Genomic DNA, 24,288 nt, shown 5'->3' with positions numbered 1-24,288 from the left:
GGGGTGAGCCTAGCCCGGCGGTGGGCATCCTTCCGCGCAGCCGGGCGCGTCGCCGGACCCCGCGAAGGGGCCCGCGCCGCTGACCGTCCAGCCGCCGTTGCCGTCGTAGACCCAGGCCGTACGGCTCTCGGCGGGGCGCCGGCCGGCGAGCGGGGCGCCGCGCGGCGCGGTGGCAGGGCGTCCCCGGGCGGGCGCCGCGTGGGAGGCGGGGCCGGCGTGCTCGCCCCAGGTGGCTTCGCGGTATTTCGCCGCGCTCAGCACCGCCGCCCGCGCCAGCCTGCGGCCCGCCGGGGTGCTCATCCGGTGGGCGAGGGCGCGGTGGTCGGCCAGCGCCCACAGCACGACGACCCACGCGTTCTGGCCGGTGTACACCTGGCCCGCGTCGCCGACGACGGTGATCTCGCGGCGGGTGGCCTCGTCGTGGTCCAGCTCCGGGAAGAGGCGGCGGGCCTGCTCGGAGCCCACGGGGACGAGCCGGACGGGGACGAGTTGGCGCCGGCCGGCGATCCAGCCGGCGACGAAGCGGCACAGGCGGCACGCCGGGTCGGTCAGCACGGTGAGCCCGCGCAGGGGGGCCGGTGCCCCGCCCCGGCCCGTACCTGCCGCGCCCCCCTCCGGCGCGGCAGGCACGGTCCCGGGCCCCGAGGGCGCGGGCACCTCAGGCCCCCGCGGGCTTCGTCGCGGTGTAGCCGTCGGGGGCGACGGGCGGGTACTGCTCGCGCTCCATGAGTCCGCGGCGGCGGATCTTGTTGAGGACGTAGACGTTGCCGAGGTGCATCACGCCGAGCACCAGCAGGACGACGCCGAGCTTGACCGACAGCTCCTCGAAGATCTGCCGGGCGTCGTCGACGGTGTCCGCCGACTTCAGGTAGAGGGCGACGAAGCCCAGGTTGACGAGGTAGAAGCCGACGACCAGCAGATGGTTGACGGCGTCGGCGAGCTGCTCGTTGCCGTGCAGCACGTCGGCGAGGAAGACGCGCCCGTTCGTGCTCAGTGTCCTGGCCACCCAGACGGTCAGCGCGACGCTGACCACCAGGTAGACCGCGTACGCGACCACGGTCAGGTCCATGACGATCCCACCCCTCAGACGTTCCTTGAACGTGTTCAAAACCTTGTGCTGATGACGCTAGACCTGTTTTTGAACGCGTTCAAGCTCGCTGCGGCCCTCGCCCCTGTGACCCCCGCCACGCAGCACGAAGCCCGGCCCGGCTCCGAGGGTTCGGAGCCGGGCCGGGCTGGGGAGAGCCGGGAGGGAAGGGTGTCAGTCCGAGGAGGACGCGAGCGCGAGGTCCGGCTCCTGGCCGGGCCGGGCCGCCGGGTCCGGCACGGCCTCGTCCGCGGGCTCGACGGCCATGTGCGGCAGCCGCTTGTCCAGCCACGCGGGCAGCCACCAGTTGGCCTTGCCGAACAGGTGCATCAGCGCGGGCACCAGCACCGAGCGCAGGATGAACGCGTCCAGCGCGACCGCGCCCGCGAGCCCGACGCCGAACATGCCGAGCACGCGCACCCCGCTGAGCGCGAAGGCGCCGAAGACGCACACCATGATGACGGCCGCGGAGGTGATCACCCGGCTGGTCTCCGCGAGCCCGACCCGTACCGCACGCGCGCTGTCGCGGGTGTGGACCCACTCCTCGTGCATACGGCTGACCAGGAAGACCTGGTAGTCCATCGACAGGCCGAAGAGCAGCGCCAGCATGATCACCGGCAGGAAGGCGTCGATCGGGCCCTGCCGGGTCGCGCCCAGCAGACTGCCGCCCCACGCCCACTGGAAGGTCGCGACCAGCACGCCGAAGGACGCGGCCGCCGCGACCATGTTCATCACCGCCGCGGTGAGCGGGACGACGATGCTGCGGAAGGCGAGCAGCAGCAGCACGAAGCCCAGGGCGATGATCACCCCGATGAAGATCGGCATCTTGCTGCCGAGGACGCTGGCGAAGTCCTTGAAGATCGCGGTCGGACCGCCGACGTACGCCTTCATCGTGTTGCCGCGCTCGGCGGCCGGCACGACGTCGTGGCGCAGGTGGTTGATGAGGGTGTCGGTCGCCTTGTCCTGCGGCGAGGTCGTCGGCACGGCCTGGACGAGCGCCACCGTGCTGTCCGGCTGCATCGGCAGGGCGGCCGCGTAAGCGATGCCCTTGGTGTGGCCGAGGGTCGTGACGAGGTTGTCCAGCGCCTGCTTGTCGTGCGCCCCGCCGGGCACCTCGGCGAGGATCGTCAGCGGGCCGTTGAAGCCGGGGCCGAAGCCGTCGGCCAGCAGGTCGTAGGCCTTGCGGGTGGTCGTCGACGTCGGGTTGTTGCCCTGGTCGGACGAGCCGAGCCGGAGCGACAGCGTCGGGATCGCCAGCGTCGCCATGACCACGATCGCGGCGGCCGCGAGGACACGCGGGTGCCGCTGCACGAAGGACGACCAGCGCGCGGACGCGCCCACCGACTCGCCGGTGCGCGCACCCTCGGCGGCGAAGCGCCGCCGCTGCCTGCGGCTGAGCACCTTCATGCCGAACACGCCGAGCAGCGCGGGCAGCAGCGTGATCGCGCCGAGCACCGAGACGACCACGGTCATCGCCGAGGAGATCGCCACCGCGTACAGGAAGCTCAGACCCACGGTGAACATGCCCAGCAGCGCGATGCACACCGTGCCGCCCGCGAAGAGCACCGCGCGCCCGGAGGTGTTGATCGCCTTGACCGCGGCCTCCTCCGGTGTGAGGCCGCTCAGGATGCCTTTTCGGTGCCGGGTGACGATGAAGAGGGCGTAGTCGATGCCGACACCGAGACCCACCAGCATCGCGAGCTGGCCGGAGAAGTCCGGCACGTTCTCGACATGCGTGAGCAGGGTGATCATCGACGACGCGATACCGATCGCCAGCAGCGCCGTGATGATCGGCGTCAGCATGCCCAGCAGCGAGCCGAACGCCAGGAAGAGCACGACGGCCGCGGCCGCGATGCCCACGAACTCGCTCAGCCCCGGCGGCGGCTGCTCGATCTGGCCGACCGCGTCACCGCCGACCTCCACCTTCAGCCCGTCCGCGCGCGCCGAGTGCGCGGTGTCGACCAGGGCGTGCACCTGGTCGGCGGTCAGCGTCTGCCCGAGGACGTCGTACGTCACGCGGGCGTAGGCCGTCTTCCCGTCCTTGCTGATCTGCGTCGCGCCGGCCGGGTCGTACGGGCTGACGATCTGGCCGACGTCCTTCTGGTGCCGGACCTTGTCCAGCATCGGCAAGATCTTCGCCTTGACCGCCGCGTCCTTCACCGAGCCCGAGTCGGTGTGCCACACCACGGTGTCGCTCTCGCCGGACTGGCTGTGCACGGCCTTGTCCAGCAGGTCGAGCACCTTGCTCGACTCGGTGTGCGGGAGCGAGAAGTCGTTCGAGTAGGCGTCACCTGCGATCCTGCTCGCGGTGCCGACGCCGAGCAGCGCCGCCACCCACAGCAGGATCACCACCCACTTGTGCCGGAAGCACCATCGCGCCAGAGCGGCCACGATCCATCCCCCATCATCTTCGTCTGCGTCATCTGCGTCGTCTTCGTCTGTGCTGCGGCCCGGTACGCGGCCTCGTGCGGTCGCGCACGCTCGCGCACGGTCGTGCCGTGATCACTCGCCCCCCACCAGAGTCAGCCGTGACAAGCGCGCCCACCAAGCCGAACGGCCTTCTCTCAAGGAACTCCAAAGTTCGCGCCCCCCGGAGGACACCCGGTGTGCGGATACTTGACGCATGGAGACAGCTGTCGGTACGGCTCCCACCGTGCTCGTCGTCGAGGACGAGCCGGGCATCGCGGACATCCTGCGCATCACGCTGACGTACAACGGCTTCACCGTGCACTGCGCGGCCACCCGCCGGGAGGCCCTGGCCGCGGTCCGCGCCCACCGGCCCGACCTCGTGCTCCTCGACGTGATGCTGCCCGACGGCAACGGCTGGGAGCTGTGCCGCGCGCTGCGCGCCGAACACCCGGCGGGGCGGGACGGCGAGGGCGACGACCTCGCCGTCATCTTCGTCACCGCGCGGGACGCGCCGCGCGACGTCGTCGCCGGGCTCGCGCTGGGCGGCGACGACTACATCACCAAGCCGTTCGGCGTGGACGAGGTCGTCGCGCGCGTGCACGCGGTGCTGCGCCGTACCCGCCGCACCACGGGCGTCGCGGACCGGGTGCTGCGGCACGGCGACCTGGAGATGGACGAGGCGACGTACTCGGTCCGCCGCTCCGGTGAGCCCGTCGAGCTGACGCCCACCGAGTACAACCTGCTGCGGCACCTGCTGCGCAACTCCGGGCGGATCGTCTCCAAGGAACAACTGCTCCAGCACGTCTGGCAGTACGACACGGTGGTGCCCTCCACGGTCGTCGAGACGTACATCTCCTACCTGCGGCGCAAGCTCGACCGGCTGGGCCCGCCGCTGATAGAGACCCGGCGCGGGGTCGGCTACGGTCTGCGGGCGGTCGAGGGCACATGACGGGCCCGCGAGCGGGGACGGGGACGGGCACGGGGGCGGCGGGGACCGGACGGGTGTGAGCACATGAGTAAGCGGCTGCTGCCGTGGGCCTACGCGTGGTTCGCGGCGGAGTCGAGCCGCCGCAAACGCGACGCGGCGGGACGCCGGGGCGGGGTGCTGTGCGGCAACGGGCGGCTGCTGCCCGGACCGAAGACGCTGCGCGCCCGGCTCACCCTCGCCAACGTCGCCTTCGTCGCGCTCGGGCTGCTCGCGACCGCCGCCTTCAGCGTCATGGCCACCGACATGGTGCTGGGCAGCGAGATAGACCACACCCTCAGCGATTCGCAGCGCTCGCTGCGCAGCACCCCGGTCACCGCCAACGGGCTCCAGCAGCTGTGCACGCTGGCGACGATCCTGCAGACCGGCCACGACGGGGACGACGGCGGGGGCGGCCTGCCCTTCGCCAAGGCCTTCAAGCAGGACCTCTTCGTCGTCCTCGACCCCGACGGCCGCAACTCCACGGTGTGCGAGAACGGCATGGGCACCGACAACCGCATGCGCGCCGACGTCACCGCCGCCCTGCCCGCCCCCGCCGACCTCGCCCGCAGCGGACGGGCCGTCAACGTACGGGCGGCCGGGACGGACTACCGGGTCGTCGTCACCCGGCTCGGCGACGGCAGCATGGTCGTGCAGGGCATGCGCTACAGCGGGGTCGAACGCGCCATCCACAAGCTGCTGGGCTGGGAGTTCGTCGCCGGGTTCGTACTGCTCGCGCTGCTCGCGGTCGGCTCGCTGACCTCGGCGCGGCGGCGGCTGAGCCCGCTGGAGGCCATGGTCGAGACCGCCTCCGCCATCGCCGAGGGCGACCTGTCCCGGCGGATCGCCACCGGGCGGTACGGCTCCAGCGAGGTGCAGCAGCTCAGCACCGCACTCAACGCGATGCTCCAGCAGATCGAGACCGCCGTGACCGAGAGCGAACGCGCCACCGCCCAGCTCCGGCACTTCCTCGCCGACGCCTCGCACGAACTGCGCACCCCGCTCGCCTCCGTGCAGGGCTACCTGGAGCTGTACGAGAAGGGCATGCTCGACGCCGACGACAAGGAACGGGCGCTGCGCCGGGTCTCCGCCGAGGCCGCCCGGATGAGCCGCCTCGTCGACGAACTCCTCGCGCTCGCCCGCCTGGAGGAGCGGCCCGGACTGGACTTCCACCCGGTCGACCTGTGCGCGCTGGTCCGCGACGCCGCCGCCGACCTGGCCGCGCAGCAGCCCGGCCGTCCGGTCACGCTGCTGCTCCCGGAACAGGGGGGAGCGGGCGGCGGATGCTCGGTGTGGGCGCTCGGCGACGAGACGGGGCTGCGGCAGGTCGTCGGCAACCTGCTGAGCAACGTGCGGGTGCACACACCGCCGGACGCGCCGGTCGTCATCGAGGTGCGCGGCAGCGTGCGCGGGGTGCGGCTACGGGTGAGCGACGCCGGACCGGGCCTGGACGCGCGCGACGCCGAGCGCGCCTTCGACCGCTTCTTCCGGGCCGACCCGGAGCGCGCCCCCGACACGGGCGGGGCGGGGCTCGGCATGGCGATCGTGCACGCCGTCGTCCAGGCCCACCACGGCACGGTGCGGCTCGACACGGCGAAGGGCGCGGGCCTCACCGTCCGGGTGAGCCTGCCGGGAGCGCCGCCGCCGCCCGGTCTCACCGCGCCCGAGGCGGTGGGGTCGAGCCCGGCGGGGCGCTGAGCGCTCACCCGGCTCGCCGGACACGCCGGATTCCCCGCGGCCCGGGAGATCTTCGCCGGGCGGGACGCGGCCGGGATGTGACGGCGGCTCCCACCGCACGGACCCGCACAGGTGTGTGACGCGGGTTCAGGGGCAGACAGCCGTCATGGGCATCATCGGATGGATCGTACTGGGACTGCTCGCGGGCGCCATCGCCAAGATCATCCTGCCGGGCCGCGACCCGGGCGGGCTCATCGGGACCACCCTGATCGGGATCGTCGGCGCCTTCCTCGGCGGCTGGCTGTCCGCGAAGCTGTGGGACAGGCCCGTACCGCACCACTTCTTCGACGGCAGGACGTGGGTGGCCGCGATCGGCGGCTCGTTGGTCCTCCTCATCGCCTACCGCATCATCTTCGGCGACTCGCGCGCCCGCCGCTGAGGCCCCGCGCCCGCCGGCGGCCGTGCCCGAGGACAGGCGGGCACGGCCGCCGGTGTCCCGAGTGGGGGCGCGTACGGCCCGGGTGCGTACGGGTGCGGCCGGGGGCGGCGGCATCGACAGCCGGGGGACGGCGTGGCTAGGCTGGATGTCATGACCCTGCTGGTGAGCCGCCGCCATGTGGACCACGGCCGCGCCACCACCACCGGGTGTCGCCGCGTCAGCTGACGCGGCCTTCTCTCGTTCCGACACCTCGTCCGTACGAGGGCCGCTGCTTCTTCCCGCTTCCGGCCGGGCGGCCCCGTACACCCCTTCTCCGCACCCTCGCACGACCGCGGGCGGCCGCCGGGCATCCGACCCCTGCCGCAAAGGACCCCGCCCATGCGTCCGCACGCCCCGCGCCGCCGTCTGCTCACGACGCTGGCGACCGCCGCCGTCGCCGCGCTCACCGCCACCGCGACGGCCTCCGCCACGACCCCCGGCTTCGGCCCGCTGCCCCCGCAGAACCCGGCCACCGCGCCCAACGGCACCGCCACCATGCACGGTGACAGCGCGTCGAGCGACACCACCCCCTACGCCGGACCCGGCACCGGCTCCGTCACCTGGACCCGTACGGCGCTGGCGTCGGCCTGCCCCACCGTCGTCATCGGCGCGGACGGCTACCCCGTGACGCTGTGCACCACGATCTTCGGGCAGACCCCGACCGTCCATCTGCTCGACCCGGCGACGGGCGACGACCTCGCCTCCCTCGGCCTGGCGAAGGGCAGCCTCTTCGGCGGCGTCTACGCCTACCTCGACCAGTCGAACGCGCTCGTCGTCGTCGACGGCAACGACAACCTGCTGCGCATCGGCCACCACCGGCAGGGCGGCTCCTGGACACTGACGGTCGACGGGTCCACCTCGCTGACCGGGGCGCTGCCCGCCGACGACGCCATCGTGGGGCTCAGTCCCGGCTGGGACGGCCGCGTGTGGTTCGCGAGCGCGGGCGGCGTCATCGGCACCGCCGACACCACGACCGGCGCCGTGCACACCCTCAGCACGGGGGAGGGCATCGGCAACAGCATCTCCACCGTGCCAGGCCGCACCGCCGTCGCCACCGACCACGCCCTCTACCTGCTGAGCGAGACCGCCGACGGCACGCCCGTGATCGACTGGCGCGCCCCCTACGACCGCGGCCCCGGCCGCAAACCCGGCCAGCTCACCTGGGGCACCGGCGCCACCCCCAGCTTCTTCGGCCCCGGCGACGGCACCGAGTACGTCACCCTCACCGACAACGCCGCCCCGCACGAGAACCTGCTGGTCTACCGGGTCGCCGACGGCCCCGACCCGGTGTGCGGCACACCCGTCCTCACGCAGTACGCCCAGAGCGGCACCGAGGACGCGGTCATCGCCAGCGGCCGCAGCGTCTTCGTCACCAACACCTTCGGCTACGCCTACCCGGCCCTCCCGGACGGCGCCCCGCCCAGCGTCCCGTCCTCGGCCGGCTTCGACGGCGGGCTGAGCCGGATCGACGTGGACGCCGACGGCAACGGCTGCCACGTGGTGTGGAACAGCACCGCCAAGTCGGCGGCGCTGCCCCGGCTCTCGCTCGGCGACGGCCTGCTCTACACCCTCACCGTCAGCGGCCCCACCGACGTCGTCGGCTCCAACACCTTCGCGACCTACTCCTACGCGGCCCTCGACCCGGCGACCGGCAAGGCCGTGAAGACCTCCGCCATCGGACTCGGCCTGCTCTACAACCCGCTCCAGATGACCGGCACGACCGCCCCCGACGGCACCCTTTACCAGGGCACCGAGACCGGCGTCCTGCGCATCACCCGCCGCTGACCGGCGCTCCCTGCGCCGCCGGTGGCGGCAGCTGGCGGGTGATCGTCGGATCGGTGATCGACGCGTCGTCCGCCAGCAGGAACGCCTTGGACAGCACCACCGCGAGCATCCCGCCGTCCTCCTCGAACGGCAGGAAGACCCGCCCGGCCGCGCCCTGCTGCCGGGCGGGCACGATGCACAGATACGCGTCGTGCGGCTCGACCAGCACATTCCCCGAGCCCAGATGGATGCGGTACGACGCCCGGTCGCCGCGCACCCGCAGGAAGCGCCCGGCCAGCTCCACCCGGTCGGCGATCCTGGTCCGCGGCAGCAGCCGGGCCAGCGCCTCCTTGCGCACCTCGGCGGACTGCGGCAACTCCCCGAACGCCGCCGCGTCCCAGTGCGCCGCGAGCCGCCCCTCCACCGCGTCCCGCCACTGCGGATCACCCGCGATCGACGCCACCCCGACGAAGAGGTCCACGTCGCGCAGCGTCTCGCTCAGCACCAGCGGCGGCACCTCCGCCAGCGCCACCGGCACCCAGGACTTGCCGGCCGCCGCCTGCCGCTCGAACCGCACCCGGTTGGTGGAGCACACCTCCGCCAGGCCCGACTCCGGCCGGACCTCGTCGACCAGCTGGTAGTCGAAGCGGGCCCGCCACCCCACCGGGCCCGTCGCGGGGATCTCCCGCACCGCCTCGCCCTCCGCCCCTCCGTCCCAGTGCCCCAGGTGCTTCGAGGACCAGCCGCGCGCCGCCATCAGCGAACGCGCCTGCCCGAGGCGCAGCACATGCGCCGCGAAGCGGTTGGAGTAGCCGCCGGTCGCCTCCTCCGCGGGAGTGAGCGGGTAGATCTCCCGGAAGACCTGCTTGAACGGCTGCCGCAGCTGCCGCTCGGTTACCTCCGTCCGCCACGCCGCGACCTCGGCCACCTCCGCGCGCAGCGGATGCCACAGCCGCACCCGGTCCGTGCCGCCCACCGGGACCGCCGTGCCGTCCGCCCCGGCCAGCACCCACCCCGCCCCGGCCCGCTCCGGCAGCCCCGCCCGCCAGCCGTGCTCCCCCTCAGCCCTGTCGTCCGCCCCGCCGTCCGCCCTGTCGTTTTCCGCCGGGCGGACCTCCCACAGCAGGGCCTTCGCCTGCGCACCGACCACCGGATGGTCGGCGTAGCAGCGCTGCCAGTCCGCGCCGCTCCAGCTCACCCCGGCCGCCAGCAGCTCCTCCAACCGGACCCGCTCGGCCGCCAGCAGCTTGCGCAGCCCCTTCAGCTCCTCCCGCAGCCGCGCCACCTCACCGGCCGCCTCCCGCTTCGCCGACGCGGGCGGCGCCGCGACCCGCCGACCCGCCGCCGTCACGAAGGTCAGCGACGCCCGCCCCGACGTGTCCGCCGCCAGCACCGCCGTCGTACCGTCCGGCAGCGCCACCTCCCGGCGGTGCTCCCCGTCCAGCCCCGCCGTCGGCACCGCCCGCTCCCGCAACTGCGACGGCGCCAGGCCCGAGCGGGCGGCCATCTCCCGCTGGGCGCGCTCCGCCTTCTTCAGCACGCCCTGATGGGCCACCGTCCGCCGCAGCGAGCCCAGTTCGCCGACCGCGACCGCCCCCAGGCCGCCGTCGAAGCCGCCGAGCACCACGACCGCGGTGTTCGCCACCTGCTCGCCCCGCGACTGGCCGCCCTTGCCGCCGGTCCCCGTCCCGGCGTTCCGCGCGCACTCCGCGATCAGCCGCACCGCCTCCTCTCCTCCCGCGCCCGCGTCCGCCGCCGCCAGATCCGCCAGCACCCACAGCAGGCCCCGCACCAGGCAGGCGTTGGCCCGGCCGGTCAGCCCCTTCATCCGGCCGACCTCCCCGTAGGTCCAGCGCATGACCGCACGGCCCTCCGGCAGCTCCGCGAACCCGGCCACCAGCGCCCGCACCGCCTCCGCCCCGCGCGGCGCCGCCCCGACCAGCTCCGCCGCCCGCGCCCGCCACCGCACCCCGGCCCTGACCTGCTCCAGCGACACGCAGTGCGCCAGCAGCTCCGGAACCCCGGCCGACGCCAGCACCCCGGCGTGCTCGGCCCGCATCCGCGGCCCGTACGCGTCGTCGTCGTCCAGCACCGTCCAGTGCAGGCCCGAGCCGTCCGGCAGCAGCAGCGCGTCCAACCGGCGGCCCAGCCGGGAGCGTTCCTCCTGCGTGGCGTCGACCAGCGGCAGCCAGCGCGCGACCTGCGTGACGTCGGCCCGCAGCGCGAGCTGCTCGTCCGGACCGAGCACCTCCGCCGCCGCCACCGGCAGCGCGAGCATGCCGTAGCTGCGCGTCCACACCCGGGGCAGCCGCCCGATGACCCGCCCGGCCAGCTCCTCCGCCTGCTCCGCCGTCCACCGCAGCGGCATCGCCGCCAGCGCCCGCACCGTGTGCTCGCCCGGCCCCTGGCGGGTGGCCACGCACAGCTCCTCGTGCAGATGCAGCGCCGCCCTGCGCTGCTCGGGCTCAGGAAGGCCCGATACCAGCCGCCCCACCTCCGTGTCGTCGAACTCCCGCCCGTGCACTCCCTCCTTCTCGTCCCGCCCCAATGCCGCGTTCAGCCGCGTCGCCAGCAAGATCGCCATCGCCCCACCCCTGCGCCTGGCGCCCCGGGCGGGGCGCCGTCCTCCGATGGCCAGCAGACTAGGCACCCCCACCGACACCCCGCCCCGCGCGCCGGCACCGTCAGCCCGGCCCGCGCACCCGCACCCGCACCCGCATGGTCAAGCCACCCTGCGCACCCGGCCCGCGCACCCGGCCCGCGCACCCGCACCCCGCACGCTCGTACCCGCTGGGCCCCCTAGGCGCGGGACCGCGCCCTACGCCACCCCGAACCACCGCCCTCCCGCCGCGCGCAGCTCCGCCAGTTCCTCCGGGGTGGGCTCCGCCGCCGAACTCACCCACGCCACATAGGAATCCGGGCGGATCAGCGCGGCCGTGAAGGGGGCCGCCCCCGGCGCCCGGAGCGACGCCCGCACCACGTCCACCCCCGCAGCCCCGCGCACGGACCAGCCCTCGGCCACTTCCGCGGCCGCTGCCCCCTCCGTCAGGTCCAGCAGCAACGGGCGTCCGCTCCGCGCCAGTTCGGCCAGCCGCACCGGCCCCTCCGCCGTCTCCAGCGGCACATCGGGCGCGAAGCCGCCCAGCAGGGGATGCCCGTCCGCCGCCGAGCCCGCCGTACCGCCGCCCATGGCGTAGCGCAGGTCGGAACCGGCTATCAGCGCGGCCACCCGCGCCACCGCCCGCTCGTCCCGCAGCAGTTCGCCGATCACCTGGCGCAGCGCGTCCACGTCACTGCCGGGCATGTGCAGGGCGTGCTGGGCCTGCGCGGAGACCAGGGTGCGGCGGGCGGCGGCGCCTCGTTCGGTGTCGTAGCTCTCCAGCAGGCCCTCGGGCGCGGTACCGGCGAGGGCAGCCGCGAGCTTCCACCCGAGGTTGACCGCGTCCTGGAGGCCGGCGTTCAGGCCCGGTCCGCCGCCCGAGGCGTAGACATGGGCCGCGTCGCCCACCAGGAAGAGCCGCCCCGTGCGCATCCGTTCGGCCACCCGCGTGTTGCCGCCCTTGAGCCGCCGCAGCACGTGCGGGCCCGCACCCTCGGGCGCCGCCCAGGGAACCTCCACGCCGAGCACCCGGGCCGTGCTCGCCCGCATCTCCTCCAGGCTCATCGGCTCGTCCCCCTCCACCGGCTCCCACTCGGTCGTGGCCACCAGCGGCGGGCGGCCGGGCAGCGGCGCCCAGGTGAAGGCGCCCCGCTCGGTGCGCAGCGGCAGGAACGGCGGCACCGTCCCGGCACCCGGCACGTGCAGCCCCGCGGCGTCGGCCCATCCCGCGGGCACCGACACATGCGCGTGGCGGGCCACCGAGCGGTCGTAGGTCACCCCGGGGAAGCCGATCCCGGCGAGCTTGCGGGCCGGGCTGTGCGCACCGTCGGCCCCGACGGCGTAGCGTGCCCGCACCTCGTACGCCCCTTCCGGGCCCGACACCTTCAGCTCGACCCCGTCCTCCCGCAGGGCCAGGCCCACCACTTCGTGGCCGGTGCGTATCTCGGCGCCCAGCTCACGCGCCCGTTCCTCCAGCACCTGAGCGATCCGCTGCTGCGGCACCGCCACGGTGTAGACGGGGCTCTCCTCGAGCAGGCTCAGATCCAGTGGCATCCCGGAGAACATGAAGCCCGTGCTGTTGGGCCGCGGCGCCCCCGGCTCACCGGTCAGCGGCTCGCACAGCCCGCGCCGGTCCAGCGCCTGGACGACCTGGCCCACCAGGCCGTTCGCCTTCGGCTCGCGCCCCGGTTCCGCGAGCTTCTCCAGCACCAGCGACCGCACGCCCAGCAGCCCCAGTTCGGCGGCCAGCATGAGCCCGGTCGGGCCGCCGCCCACGATCACGACGTCCTCGGCGGCCACGTGCCCCGTGCCCGTTCCGTCCGTTCCGCTCGTTCCACCCGCAATGTTCCCGCTCATCAGGACGCACTCCTCCCAACTCTCCACGCACGGTTGTTTTTCGACGCGCCACAGCTGAGGTGTGGCGTGACGCGGTCCGCGGCCTCGCGCCGCGGGTGTCAGCTCTCCGCGGGGGCGGGTCCCGGCGAGGACAGGCCCTTGCGCAGGTGTTCCAGCGCCTCGTCTATCAACGGGGCCAGCGGGACCGGGGGATCGGCCCGCAGCCAGTGGGACAGCGTCGCGCCCATCGCGGCGCCGACCGCGGAGGCGACCAGCTTCGGATAGAGGTCGGCCACCGCGTCCGTACCCGTCCGCGCCGCTATCGCCTCGGCAAGCACACCCTGCGCCTCCTGGTCGGCGCGCATCACCTCGGCCTGCACCGCGGGCTCCGTCAGCACCTCCCAGATCGCCTCGCGGTGCTGCCGGCGGGGGGTGCGCCGCTGGTGCGCCGCACTGTCCTCGGGGGCGAACTCGAACCGCAGCGCCGTCCCTATCGCCTCGAACAGCGGTTCCACCGCAGGCCGTTCGCCGACCGCCCGCGCGACCCGGGCCATCCGGTCCAGATGCGTGGCCGCGACCGCTTCCGCCTTGCCCGAGAAGTAGTTGCGGAAGGTGCGCTCCGAGACGTTCACCGCCGCGGCGATGTCCTCGACCCGCACATTCGACCAACCGCGCTGGACCGCGAGCGCGATCGTGGCCTCGCTGAGCGCCCGCCGGGTCTGCTGCTTCTTGCGCTCACGCAGCCCCGCCGCCTGATCGCCCATCCGCTCGCCCGCGGGCCCCTCCGTCTGTCCGTCCACCCGGACCGCCCCCCCCGTTCTCCGTTCTCCGTCCTCCCTGTGACCCTCAAGCTAGCATTCTTTCCGAACCGGAAAACCTGCCCTGTGGAAAACTTTTCTCATCCGGCAAGATTTTCCGACCATCGGACCGCAGCGGCGTGCCCGCGCCCGAGCCCCGCACCGCCCGCGCCCCGCCCCCGCCGCTGTCAGTGGTCACCCCTACCCTCACGGTCATGGGAATGGTGACCTTCGTCGACGAGACGACATCAGGGGAGACCCGTGACTCCTGGGGGCTGGAGTTCGCGGAGGAGCGCGTCAGCGCCCGCGAGGTGATCAGGCGTCGGGTCTTCCAGGAGGTGGCGGAGTACAACGCGCGGCAGTCCGGCCTCTTCCGGGGCCTGGTCCAGCCGACCGACACCGAGCGCACCCTCAACGGCTACCGGCTGCGCACCCCGCGCCGCCTGGACGCCGAGGGGCAGTTCGCGCTGGCCGTCGAGGCCTTCGGGCGCAACGGCTTCCTGCTGCTCGTCGGCGATCGCCAGATAGAAGACCTGGACGAGGAGGTCGATCTCTCCTCCGGGGCCGCCGAGGTGGTCTTCCTCAAGCTCGTGCCGCTGGTGGGTGGCTGATGGCCGTCATGGGGGAGCACGTGGTGGCGGTGCGCGCGCTCGCGAGGGCCGCCGGGACGGACGGCGTGGACGGGGTGGACGGCGTGGATCTGGAGCGGCTGGCCGACCGGCTCCGCTGGGCCTTCCACGGACCCGATGTGCCGGACACCGGCGCGGGCAGCAAGATGCTGGCCAGCCTGGACGCGTTGTCGCGCGACCAGCGCCGGGCGCTCGTAGAGCGGTTGACGGACGGCTACCGCGACCGCCCGCCGGCCGACGACGAGTCGCGCAGCGGGCTGCTCCTGCTGATCGTCCTCGCCGCGCGCGGCACGGGCCTGGACCCGCTCACCGAGGACCGCGCGGCCCGGCTCGCGGCGTACGACACCCTCAGCCTCACCTGGCGCGGCCACCGCCCCGACCTGCTCGCGCGGGCCGAAAGAGAGGCGGGCCGCGCCGTACCGGCGGGAGTCGTCGCCGTCATGCGCCGCAGCGTCGCCTCCGGCTACGCGCACCCGGACTACGTGCCCCTGCTCAAGCAGCTCCCCGATCCGCCGGTCAACCCCGGCGAGGCCTGGGCGGACGACGCACTCGCCACCGCCACGCTGCTCGGCGAGCCCTGGACGGCGCTGCTGCGGCACGCCGCCACCGCGACCGCCGCACGCCCCACCGCCCGCTGGGAGAAGGAGGCCCGAGCGCTGATCGAGCGGATCGGCGCGGACGCGCTGCGGGACAAGGCGGCGGCGTGGCTCGGCCTCGTCGGGCGGCCGCGCACCGTGCCGTACCGCGACGAGATCGACTACGGTCCCGACACCAACGCGCTGATCGACCCCTACAACGCCAACGCCCTGCGCGGCCTCGCCTGGACGCTCGCGCTCCTCCCGCCGCACCCGGCGATCCCGCGTGCGCTCGGCTCGCTCGTCGACGTGTGCGTGCGCAAGGTCCCCGGGCACGGGCCGCGCAATCCCAAGCTCGCCAACGCCGGGGTGACGGCGCTGGCCCGCTGCGAGGGCGAGGCGGCCCTCGGTGAACTGGCCCGGCTCGCCGCCCGGGTCACCTTCCGGAGCACGCTCAAGCAGATCGACCGCGCCCTGGAGGCGCGGGCCGAGGCGCTGGGTCTCGGCCGGGAGGAGGTCGAGGAGCTGGCGGTGCCGGCCTACGGGCTCACCGGGGTCGGGCTGCTCCGGCACGCGCACGGCGAGCTGGCCGTACGCGCCGGGAAGGCCGTCCTGACGTGGCGCAACGCGGCCGGAAAGCAGGTCAAGGGCGTTCCGGCGGCGGTGCGGCGCGACCACCCGGAGGAGGTCGCCGCGCTCAAGGCCGCGGCCAAGGACGTCGAGCGCATGCTCGGCGCCCAGTCCGAGCGGCTGGACCGGCAGTTCCTGGCCCGCCGCCGGTGGGCGTACGCGGAGTGGCGCGAGCGTCTCCTCGACCATCCGCTGGTCGGCACGCTCGCCCGCCGCCTGCTGTGGACGGTCGACGGCCGGGCCTGCGGCTTCGCGGACGGCGAGCTGCGCACCCTCGCCGGGGCGCCCCTCCCGCGCGAGGGCGGCACCGTCGAGTTGTGGCATCCGGTGGGCCGGGAGGTCGCCGAGGTCATGGCCTGGCGGGAGTGGCTGGAGCGGCACGGGATCACCCAGCCGTTCAAGCAGGCCCACCGTGAGGTGTATCTGCTCACCGACGCCGAGCGCCGCACCGCCACGTACTCCAACCGCTTCGCCGCGCATGTGCTGCGCCAGCACCAGTTCCAGTCGCTGGCCGCCGCCCGGGGCTGGAGCAGCAAGCTGCGGCTGGCGGTGGACGACAGCTACCCGCCCGCCGAGCGTGAGCTGCCCGAGTGGGGGCTGCGCGCGGAATTCTGGGTCCAGGGCGGCGACGCGCACGACCTCACCGACTCCGGGAGCTTCCTGCACCTGGCCACCGACCAGGTCCGCTTCTACCCTGCCGGTGCGCCGCGCAACTACGCCCACTCGTGGGGCGACGAGTACGGGCCGCTGCGCGGCGCCGAGCACGTCCCGCCGCTGCCGCTGGCGGAGGTCCCGCCCCTCGTGCTCAGCGAGGTGCTGCGGGATGTCGACCTCTTCGTCGGCGTCGCCAGCGTCGGCAACGATCCGACCTGGCAGGACGGCGGGCCGGAAGGCCGGTACCGCGACTACTGGCACCGCTACGGCTTCGGTGAGCTGACCGTCTCCGCGCAGGGCCGCGGGGACGTCCTCGCCCGCCTCCTCCCGCGGCTCGCGATAGCCGACCGGTGCGCGGTCGAGGGCCGCTTCCTGCATGTGCGCGGCGACCGGCACACGTACCGGATCCACCTCGGCTCGGGCAACATCCTCATCGCCCCGCAGGACCGCTACCTGTGCATCGTCCCCGGCGGGAGCAGGGCCGCCGACCCCGGCTACCTGCCCTTCGACGGCGACCGCACGCTCAGCCTCATCCTCAGCAAGGCCCTGCTGCTGGCCCGCGACACCGAGATCACCGACCCCACGATCCTCGGCCAGCTCTGACCCGGCCCACCCCGGCGCAGCTCCCGAGCCGGGACGGACGGGAAGGGGACCGGCGCGCCCGCCCGTAGAGTGCCGATCATGCTCTTATCGTGGCAAAAAACCGCTCTGTCGTGAGGTCGCGTCACGACCGTGCCGCCCGGCGGCCGGCAAGCACGCGGCGGACAACACCACAGCACGCACCAGACAGCACGCGGCAGGCGGCCCGCAGCAGGCAGCAGACAGAAAGGCCGCGATGAAGCACGGACTCCGCCTTGCCGCAGTGGGAGCCCTCGCGCTCGCGCTGAGCACGGCCGCCACCGCCGGTGCGGCGGCCGGGGCACCCGCCCCGCGCGTCGTACCGGCGCCCGGCGCGGACAGCAGCGTCGTCACCGTCAGGACCGGCGGCGACCGGGCCGCGACCGACACCCCCGACCCGCTGGCGGGCGTCCGCCTCGCCCTGTACGCGAGCGCGGACGCCACCGACCCGCTGGCCGACCCCTGGGCGCAGTGCACCTCCGACGCGGACGGCGACTGCAGCTTCGTCGTCCCCGACACGGCCACCGGCGGGGCGAACAACGGCCGTGTCCTGACCGTGGGCCAGGTCGCCGCGCCCGCCGGCTGGTACACCAACCCCGTGCTGCGCACCGGCCCAGGCAGCGGTTCCGGTTCGGTCGCCTCCCCCTACCGCTTCCAGACCCCCGCGCTGGAGGGCGGCGGCACCTACCGCTCGACCCGGGAGTTCATGTACAGCTCCAGCAACGCGCTGCCCACCCGCTCCGGCGGGGTGTGGCAGTCGTCCCGCGACAACCCGCCGCTGCCCGCCTCCTGCGGACTCGACGTCGCCGTGGTGCTCGACCTGTCGGCGTCCGTCGGCAGCCAGCTGCCCGCGCTCAAGGCGGCCACCGACGCCTTCACCGACGCGCTCACCGGCACCCCCTCCCGGCTGGCCCTCTTCTCCTTCGACCAGGAGTCGCCCGCCACCAGCGTCGGCGCCAACCACCCCGGGCTGCAGTCGGTGTCGACGGCCGCCGGGGCCGCCGCCTTCAAGAGCCTGTACGCGGACTGGACCCTGGGCCGCGGCACCAACTGGGACCGCGCGCTGTGGGCCGTCGCCCAGGCACCCGAGCACTACGACGCCACCGTCGTCCTCACCGACGGCAACCCCACCCGCTTCGGCAGCCTGCACGGCGACGGCGCCAACACCCACTTCATCGACGTCGAGAACGGCATCTTCTCCGCCAACGCGGTGAAGGCGGAGAACACCCGGGTCATCGCCCTGGGCGTCGGCAGCGGCGTGGCCGGCGTCTCCGGGCTCAACCTGCGGGCCATCTCCGGCCCGACGGAGTTCGACGGCGGCAACACCACCGCGGCCGACTACTTCCAGACCACCGACTACGGCCAGGCGGCTCAGCAGCTGCGCGCCCTGGCCCTGGACAACTGCACCGGCAGCCTCACCGTCGTCAAGCAGATCGCGCCCGAGGGCACGACCGGCGAGGACGTCACCGGCTCCGTCCCGGCGGGCGCGGGCTGGACGTTCGACGCGTCCACGACGACCTCCGGCGTCACCGGCTTGCCCGACCGGCAGACGACCACCGCCGACGGCACCGGCTCGGTCACCTTCACCCCCGGCTTCGGCACCGACCCGTCCGCCGACATCACCGTCGGCGAGGTCCAGCAGTCCGGCTACGACCTGGTCACCCAGGGCGGGCGGAACGCGAGCTGCACCGACCTCGACACCGGCCAGTCCCTCCCGGTGTCCAACACCGTCACCGGCCCCGGCTTCACCGTCACCGCACCCCGCGAGGACGCCGTGAGCTGCACCGTCTTCAACCGCCCCGCGAACGACGACGGCGACGGCGACCACGACCACGATCACGACCACGACCACGACCACTGCCCGGACGACGGCCACCACCCCGGCTACGACCACGACCCGGCCGGCTACGCGCGCGAGCCGTAAGCCGCGCCGCCGAACCGGACCGCACGACACCCCGGCCCCCGGGCGCACAGCGCGCCCGGGGGCCGGGGAGGGAACAGCGGCGGCGGAAGGGGTCAGTACCGCCGGGTGATCAGCGCGCGCTTGACCTCCGCGATGGCCTTCGTCACCTCGATGCCGCGCGGGCACGCGTCGGTGCAGTTGAAGGTCGTGCGGCAGCGCCAGACGCCGTCCTTGTCGTTCAGGATCTCCAGCCGCTGCTCACCGCCCTCGTCACGCGAGTCGAAGATGAAGCGGTGCGCGTTGACGATGGCGGCCGGGCCGAAGTACTGGCCGTCGTTCCAGAAGACCGGGCAGGACGACGTGCACGCGGCACACAGGATGCACTTGGTGGTGTCGTCGAAGCGCGCGCGGTCCTCGGCGGACTGCAGCCGCTCCCGGGTGGGCTCGTTGCCCTTGGTCACCAGGAAGGGCATGACGTCCCGGTAGGCCTGGAAGAACGGGTCCATGTCGACCACGAGGTCCTTGAGCACGGTCATGCCCTTGATGGGCTCGATCGTGATGGGCTTCTCGGGGTTGATGTCCTTGATCAGGGTCTTGCAGGCGAGCCGGTTGCGCCCGTTGATCCGCATGGCGTCGGAGCCGCACACGCCGTGCGCGCACGAGCGGCGGAAGGTCAGGGTGCCGTCGATCTCCCACTTGACCTTGTGCAGCGCGTCCAGGACGCGCTCCTTGGGGTCGATCGGGATCTGGTAGTCGACCCACTCGGCGTCCGCCGACACCTCGGGGTTGAAGCGGCGCACCCGCAGGGTGACCGTGACCAGGTGGGACGCGCCGGCCTCGGCGGCGTCCAGGGCCGCGGAGTGCCCGCCGTCGAGCGTCGGGGTGCTCGGGGTGCTCATCAGTACTTACGCTCCATCGGCTGGTAGCGGGTCTGCACGACCGGCTTGTAGTCCAGGCGGATCGTCTCGGCACCGGTGGCCGAGTCGAACTCGCGGTAGGCCATCGTGTGCCGCATGAAGTTGACGTCGTCGCGGTTGGGGAAGTCCTCGCGGTAGTGGCCGCCGCGGGATTCCTTGCGGGCGAGCGCGGACACGGCCATGACCTCGGCCAGGTCCAGCAGGTTGCCCAGCTCGACGGCCTCCAGCAGGTCGGTGTTGAAGCGCCGGCCCTTGTCCTGGACGGAGACGTGGCGGTAGCGCTCGCGCAGCTCGCCGATCTTCTCGACCGCGGTCTTGATGGTCTGCTCGGTGCGGAAGACCATCACGTTGGCGTCCATGCACTCCTGCAGCTCGCGCCGCAGGTCGGCGACCCGCTCGGTGCCGGTGGACTCGCGCAGGTGCTCGATCAGCTCCACGACCTTCTCGGCCGGGTTGTCGGGCAGCGGCACGTAGTCGTTGGCGTGCGCGTACTCCGCGGCGGCGATGCCGGAGCGGCGGCCGAAGACGTTGATGTCCAGCAGCGAGTTGGTGCCCAGCCGGTTCGCGCCGTGCACGGACACGCACGCCACCTCGCCGGCCGCGTACAGGCCCGGCACCACCGTGGTGTTGTCGGACAGCACCTCGCCCTGCACGTTGGTGGGGATGCCGCCCATGGCGTAGTGCGCGGTGGGCTGGATCGGGATCGGGTCGGTGTACGGCTCGATGCCCAGGTACGTGCGCGCGAACTCGGTGATGTCCGGCAGCTTGGCGTCCAGCTGCTCCGGCGGCAGGTGCGTGAGGTCGAGGTAGACGTGGTCGCCCTCGGGGCCGCAGCCGCGGCCCTCGCGGATCTCGGTGTAGATCGCGCGGGAGACGACGTCGCGCGAGGCGAGGTCCTTCATGACGGGCGCGTACTTCTCCATGAAGCGCTCGCCGTCCTTGTTGCGCAGGATGCCGCCCTCGCCGCGGGCGCCCTCGGTGAGCAGGATGCCCATGCGCCAGATGCCCGTCGGGTGGAACTGGAAGAACTCCATGTCCTCCAGCGGCAGCCCGCGCCGGAAGACGGCGGCCTGGCCGTCACCGGTGAGGGTGTGGGCGTTGGAGGTCACCTTGAAGAACTTGCCGGTGCCGCCGGAGGCGTAGATGACGGCCTTCGCCTGGAAGACGTGGATCTCGCCGGTCGCCAGCTCGTACGCCACCACGCCGGCCGACCGCTTGACGCCGTCGACCTCGGTGAGGAGCTGGTCCAGGACGTAGAACTCGTTGAAGAACTCCACGCCCTCCTTGACGCAGTTCTGGTACAGCGTCTGGAGGATCATGTGACCGGTGCGGTCGGCGGCGTAGCACGCCCGGCGGACCGCGGCCTCGCCGTGGTTGCGGGTGTGGCCGCCGAAGCGCCGCTGGTCGATCCGGCCCTCGGGCGTCCGGTTGAACGGCAGGCCCATCTTCTCCAGGTCGAGGACCGCGTCGATGGCCTCCTTCGCCAGGATCTCGGCGGCGTCCTGGTCGACCAGGTAGTCGCCGCCCTTGATCGTGTCGAAGGTGTGCCACTCCCAGTTGTCCTCCTCGACGTTCGCGAGGGCCGCGGCCATGCCGCCCTGGGCGGCGCCGGTGTGGGAGCGCGTGGGGTAGAGCTTGGTCAGGACGGCGGTGCGGGAGCGCTTGGTGGCCTCGATGGCGGCGCGCATACCGGCGCCGCCCGCGCCGACGATGACGGTGTCGTACTTGTGGATCTGCATTGGGGTCGCTTTCCCTGTCCCAGCCCTGGCTCAGCGGATGTTCGGGTCGAAGGTGAAGATCACCAGCGAGCCGAGCGCGATGGTGAAGACCACCGCGGTGTACAGCAGCGTCTTGAGCCAGACACGGGTGTTGGCCTGCTCGGCGTAGTCGTTGATGACGGTCCGCAGACCGTTGCCGCCGTGCAGCATGGCCAGCCACAGCATGGCCAGGTCCCAGAACTGCCAGAACGGCGAGGACCAGCGGCCGGCGACGAAGGCGAAGCCGACCTTCTGCACACCGCCGTCGAGCACCAGCTGGATCAGCAGGTGGCCGAGGACCAGCACGACGAGCACCACGCCGGACAGCCGCATGAACAGCCAGCCGTACAGCTCGAAGTTGGTGCGGGTGGCGCGCGGGGTGCGCTGGGTGCGGGCCCGCGGCGGCTCGATGACCGGGGCGGGGTTCGCGGGGCTGTACGGGGCGACGCTGGAACCGGTCAGTTCGACGGCGTCGGAGATGTCAGCGGACATGGCTCAGTTCCCCCACAGGACTCGTGCGGCGTGGCCGAGGACGGGGTAGATCGCGCCGAGCATCAGCAGGATCCACACGCCGACGACCGTCCACAGCATCTGCTTCTGGTAGCGCGGGCCCTGGGTCCAGTAGTCGACCGCGATGATCCGCAGACCGTTCAGCGCGTGGAAGAGGATCGCGGCGACCAGGCCGTACTCCAGCAGGCTGACGATCGGGGTCTTGTAGGTCGAGACGACCTTGTCGTAGTCCTCGGGGGAGACGCGCACGAGTGCGGTGTCGAGGACGTGGACGAACAGGAAGAAGAAGATGAGGACACCGGTGACTCGGTGAGCCACCCAGGACCACATGCCTTCCCGGCCGCGGTACAGCGTTCCTGCCGGCACGGAAAAAACCCTCCGGGAGCGGGGCGAGGGGGTGCCGGCCTGTGCGTCGGTCACGCCCGGCCGGGTACGGTCCACCGGCCCCGGCCATCGTAGCGACGTGATCCGGCCTCGGTACGGCGGGGTGGGCCAGGTGTGAGCGATCCCGCACGGTCGGGTGAACGTGACGGCTCGAACGCGCGCAGCAGCCGTGCCCGGCACAGGCCGCGCAGCTGTTCCGCGGTGACCACGGACTCCTCGTCCGTGTCGTGTCCCAGGCGCATCCGCAGGCTGGCGAGGGTCTCGTCGAGCGCGGCGGCCGGGTCGGCGGCGGCCCGCTCGTCGAGGGCGAGGATGAAGGAGTGGCCGAATTTCGCCTCGTAGTGGGCGTGCGCGGCGCGCAGCGCGGTGTGCACGCTCAGGCCGCCCCGGTCGGCCAGTGCGGCGGGCCGTTCGGCGGCCAGCGCCTCGGCGAGATCGCCCGAGGTCAGGTCGTACGCGGCTTCCTCCGCGGCCGCGAGCAGCGCCTCGACGGTCGGGTACGGGCGGTGGGCCGCGAGCCGCCGGGCCCACCGGGTGCTGCCGCAGCACGCCAGCAGCGCGGCCTGCGCGGCGGCGACCGGCGCCCCGTTGAAACGGGACAGCGGCGACGCCGACGGCACAGCCGACACCGGCGGTGCGGCGGCAGGCGGGGAGAGCGGGGCCGGCACGGACGGCGTGACGGCCTCGGAGGCGGGGTCGCTGGACAGCAGCGGGGCTCCAGGAGAGTGAACGGAACGGGCCCTACGGCGGAAGACCACTCTAGGCGGGGCCGCTTCGAACGCGGCGGGCGGACATACGAACTTCACCCGTACGGGCCCCTCGTGTCGTCCGTCGTTGACGCCCGTGTCGCTCTTCCCGGGCCCCCGCTCCGGGGGCCGTCCCCGTCAGTCCCACCAGAACGACCACAGCCGTTCGCCGCGCAGCGCCTCCGCGTACTCGGCGAAGGGGAAGCCGCCGTCGTTCAGATTGGTCGCCCCCGTCAGGACGTGCTCCAGCGCCACATGGGCGGCGTGCCGCGACGCGAGCGGCGGCGAGGCCACCGAGACGAAGAGCGAGGCGCCCTCGAAGCCGATGACGCGCGCCCCGAAGCGGTCCTCCCACGTCCGCAGCAGCGCGGACAGCTCCAGCGCGGGCGCGTCGGCCTCCCAGCCCACCGCGGCGGGGATGTCGGCGCTGCGGTCCACCCGGACGAGCGCGACATACGCCACGAAACGGGTGGTGAAGTAGTGCAGCATCTGCCCGACCGCGACCCGCGCCACCGCGTCCGGCGACGGCCCCGGGTGCGGCTCGGACGCCGCCGCGAGCCCCGGCCAGGCGCCGAACGGCACCCGCAGTCCCGCGCTCTGCCCCGCGCCCGTCGTCGGGTCGGGCCCGGACCTGCCGCGCGCGGGCCACAGCACCGGCCGCGCCGCGCGGCTCAGTTCGTACGACTGCCAGGAGTCGCGCAGCGACTCGGCGACGTCTACGGTGGCGACCTCCTCGGGCCCGTGCCCGTTGCCGTGCCCGCAGGGCCACGCCATCAGCACCGGGTACCAGCCGGTGCGGCGGTGCTGGCGGTGGCAGGACGTCCATAACCGGCCGGGCGCAACGACGGGTTCGTGGCTCATCCACAGCCCGGGGGCGGAACCGGCCACGATCCGGCCCGGGGGGAGGCCGTCGGGGAGGCGGTCCACATGCATGACGGCGGGCTCCTCCGTGGCGCGCGCCCGGGTGCGGGGTGCGCACCCGGGCGGGTGGTACGAGTGACGACGGCCGGGGGCCGCCTCCCCCCACAGGAGCGTCCCCGGCCGCCGACTTGTACGGCGTATCCCAGACCAAAAGTGTCACAGGCCCGTATGAGGCAGGATTGGCCGTGTGTTCGAGGGGGTGGGGCCGGACGTGGAACTGCCGGAGTCTCTGGAGGCCGCTGTCAGTGCGGCGCAGCAGGGCGACGAGGGGGCGTTCCGTACCGTCTACCGCGCTGTGCAGCCGCAGTTGCTCAACTACGTGCGCAGCCTGGTCGGTCCGGGCGAGGCCGAGGACGTCGCGTCCGAGGCGTGGCTCCAGATAGCCCGTGACCTGCCCAACTACCGCGGCGGCAGCGGGTCGATACGCGGCTGG

At 73.5% G+C, this 24,288-nt stretch carries 20 protein-coding genes; 8 read left to right on the top strand and 12 right to left on the bottom strand.

The window, feature by feature from the left end:
- Positions 1–9: 9 nt before the first annotated feature.
- The 3 genes from ACWERV_RS28010 to ACWERV_RS28000 form a co-directional block, all read right to left on the bottom strand.
- A complete protein-coding gene (locus tag ACWERV_RS28010) occupies positions 10–555 on the bottom strand; it encodes a thiol-disulfide oxidoreductase DCC family protein (RefSeq protein WP_452938161.1) in 546 nt (181 codons plus the stop codon).
- 103 nt (positions 556–658) lie between these two features.
- Positions 659–1,069 (bottom strand): hypothetical protein, encoded by a 411-nt coding sequence (locus ACWERV_RS28005; RefSeq protein WP_398184995.1) that lies wholly within the window; start codon positions 1,067–1,069, stop codon positions 659–661.
- Between the two features lie 192 nt (positions 1,070–1,261).
- Positions 1,262–3,478 carry an MMPL family transporter gene (locus ACWERV_RS28000; protein WP_452938157.1) on the bottom strand — a complete coding sequence of 739 codons (2,217 nt, stop codon included), beginning with the start codon at positions 3,476–3,478 and terminating at the stop codon, positions 1,262–1,264.
- Positions 3,479–3,710: 232 nt separating this feature from the next.
- On the opposite strand from ACWERV_RS28000, the gene ACWERV_RS27995 reads away from it, so the two are divergent.
- From ACWERV_RS27995 to ACWERV_RS27980, 4 genes are all read left to right on the top strand, one after another.
- Complete coding sequence (locus ACWERV_RS27995; protein ID WP_452938154.1) at positions 3,711–4,445, top strand: response regulator transcription factor; 735 nt, start codon at positions 3,711–3,713, stop codon at positions 4,443–4,445.
- A gap of 63 nt (positions 4,446–4,508) precedes the next feature.
- Complete coding sequence (locus ACWERV_RS27990; RefSeq protein WP_452938151.1) at positions 4,509–6,158, top strand: sensor histidine kinase; 1,650 nt, start codon at positions 4,509–4,511, stop codon at positions 6,156–6,158.
- A gap of 145 nt (positions 6,159–6,303) precedes the next feature.
- Positions 6,304–6,576, top strand: a complete 273-nt coding sequence (locus ACWERV_RS27985) for a GlsB/YeaQ/YmgE family stress response membrane protein (protein ID WP_398184984.1) — start codon at positions 6,304–6,306, stop codon at positions 6,574–6,576.
- 378 nt (positions 6,577–6,954) lie between these two features.
- On the top strand, positions 6,955–8,400 hold the full coding sequence (locus ACWERV_RS27980; RefSeq protein ID WP_452938148.1) for a hypothetical protein: 1,446 nt from the start codon (positions 6,955–6,957) through the stop codon (positions 8,398–8,400).
- On the opposite strand, the gene ACWERV_RS27975 is transcribed toward ACWERV_RS27980, so the two are convergent.
- The 3 genes from ACWERV_RS27975 to ACWERV_RS27965 all read right to left on the bottom strand — a co-directional run bounded on the left by ACWERV_RS27975 (position 8,387) and on the right by ACWERV_RS27965 (position 13,614).
- Positions 8,387–10,963, bottom strand: a complete 2,577-nt coding sequence (locus ACWERV_RS27975; protein WP_452938147.1) for a DUF4132 domain-containing protein — start codon at positions 10,961–10,963, stop codon at positions 8,387–8,389. The genes ACWERV_RS27980 and ACWERV_RS27975 overlap by 14 nt on opposite strands.
- A 234-nt stretch (positions 10,964–11,197) precedes the next feature.
- On the bottom strand, positions 11,198–12,835 hold the full coding sequence (locus tag ACWERV_RS27970; RefSeq protein ID WP_452938144.1) for an FAD-dependent monooxygenase: 1,638 nt from the start codon (positions 12,833–12,835) through the stop codon (positions 11,198–11,200).
- Between the two features lie 98 nt (positions 12,836–12,933).
- Positions 12,934–13,614, bottom strand: a complete 681-nt coding sequence (locus tag ACWERV_RS27965) for an acyl-CoA-like ligand-binding transcription factor (protein WP_452938142.1) — start codon at positions 13,612–13,614, stop codon at positions 12,934–12,936.
- A 212-nt stretch (positions 13,615–13,826) separates the two neighbouring features.
- On the opposite strand from ACWERV_RS27965, the gene ACWERV_RS27960 reads away from it, so the two are divergent.
- The 3 genes from ACWERV_RS27960 to ACWERV_RS27950 all read left to right on the top strand — a co-directional run bounded on the left by ACWERV_RS27960 (position 13,827) and on the right by ACWERV_RS27950 (position 18,641).
- Positions 13,827–14,222, top strand: a complete 396-nt coding sequence (locus ACWERV_RS27960; protein ID WP_398184969.1) for a hypothetical protein — start codon at positions 13,827–13,829, stop codon at positions 14,220–14,222.
- Complete coding sequence (locus ACWERV_RS27955; RefSeq protein WP_452938140.1) at positions 14,222–16,702, top strand: DUF4132 domain-containing protein; 2,481 nt, start codon at positions 14,222–14,224, stop codon at positions 16,700–16,702. Before ACWERV_RS27960 ends, ACWERV_RS27955 begins: the two co-directional genes overlap by 1 nt.
- A gap of 232 nt (positions 16,703–16,934) precedes the next feature.
- On the top strand, positions 16,935–18,641 hold the full coding sequence (locus tag ACWERV_RS27950; RefSeq protein WP_452938138.1) for a vWA domain-containing protein: 1,707 nt from the start codon (positions 16,935–16,937) through the stop codon (positions 18,639–18,641).
- Positions 18,642–18,733: 92 nt separating this feature from the next.
- Here ACWERV_RS27950 and ACWERV_RS27945 read toward each other — a convergent pair whose 3' ends face one another.
- The 6 genes from ACWERV_RS27945 to ACWERV_RS27920 form a co-directional block, all read right to left on the bottom strand.
- On the bottom strand, positions 18,734–19,519 hold the full coding sequence (locus ACWERV_RS27945; RefSeq protein WP_398184961.1) for a succinate dehydrogenase iron-sulfur subunit: 786 nt from the start codon (positions 19,517–19,519) through the stop codon (positions 18,734–18,736).
- Entirely contained in the window at positions 19,519–21,276 is a 1,758-nt protein-coding gene (sdhA, locus tag ACWERV_RS27940; RefSeq protein ID WP_452938135.1) for a succinate dehydrogenase flavoprotein subunit, read from the bottom strand. The genes ACWERV_RS27945 and sdhA overlap by 1 nt, the downstream gene beginning before the upstream one ends.
- A gap of 30 nt (positions 21,277–21,306) precedes the next feature.
- A complete protein-coding gene (locus tag ACWERV_RS27935) occupies positions 21,307–21,786 on the bottom strand; it encodes a succinate dehydrogenase hydrophobic membrane anchor subunit (protein WP_398184955.1) in 480 nt (159 codons plus the stop codon).
- Between the two features lie 3 nt (positions 21,787–21,789).
- Positions 21,790–22,170: a succinate dehydrogenase, cytochrome b556 subunit gene (gene sdhC / locus ACWERV_RS27930; RefSeq protein ID WP_398184952.1), complete on the bottom strand. Its 381-nt coding sequence runs from the start codon at positions 22,168–22,170 to the stop codon at positions 21,790–21,792.
- 50 nt (positions 22,171–22,220) lie between these two features.
- Positions 22,221–22,808, bottom strand: coding sequence for a 2-oxo-4-hydroxy-4-carboxy-5-ureidoimidazoline decarboxylase (locus ACWERV_RS27925; protein WP_452938131.1), 588 nt, complete (start codon positions 22,806–22,808; stop codon positions 22,221–22,223).
- 264 nt (positions 22,809–23,072) lie between these two features.
- Positions 23,073–23,867, bottom strand: coding sequence for a DUF4253 domain-containing protein (locus tag ACWERV_RS27920; RefSeq protein WP_452938128.1), 795 nt, complete (start codon positions 23,865–23,867; stop codon positions 23,073–23,075).
- Between the two features lie 175 nt (positions 23,868–24,042).
- Here ACWERV_RS27920 and ACWERV_RS27915 point away from each other — a divergent pair.
- On the top strand, positions 24,043–24,288 hold a 246-nt coding region (locus ACWERV_RS27915; RefSeq protein WP_452938125.1), incomplete at its 3' end, for an RNA polymerase sigma factor.

This window comes from Streptomyces sp. NPDC004031, assembly GCF_053604375.1.
The sequence above is the reverse complement of the archived record's forward strand: the minus strand, read 5'-3'. Positions and strand labels throughout refer to the sequence as shown.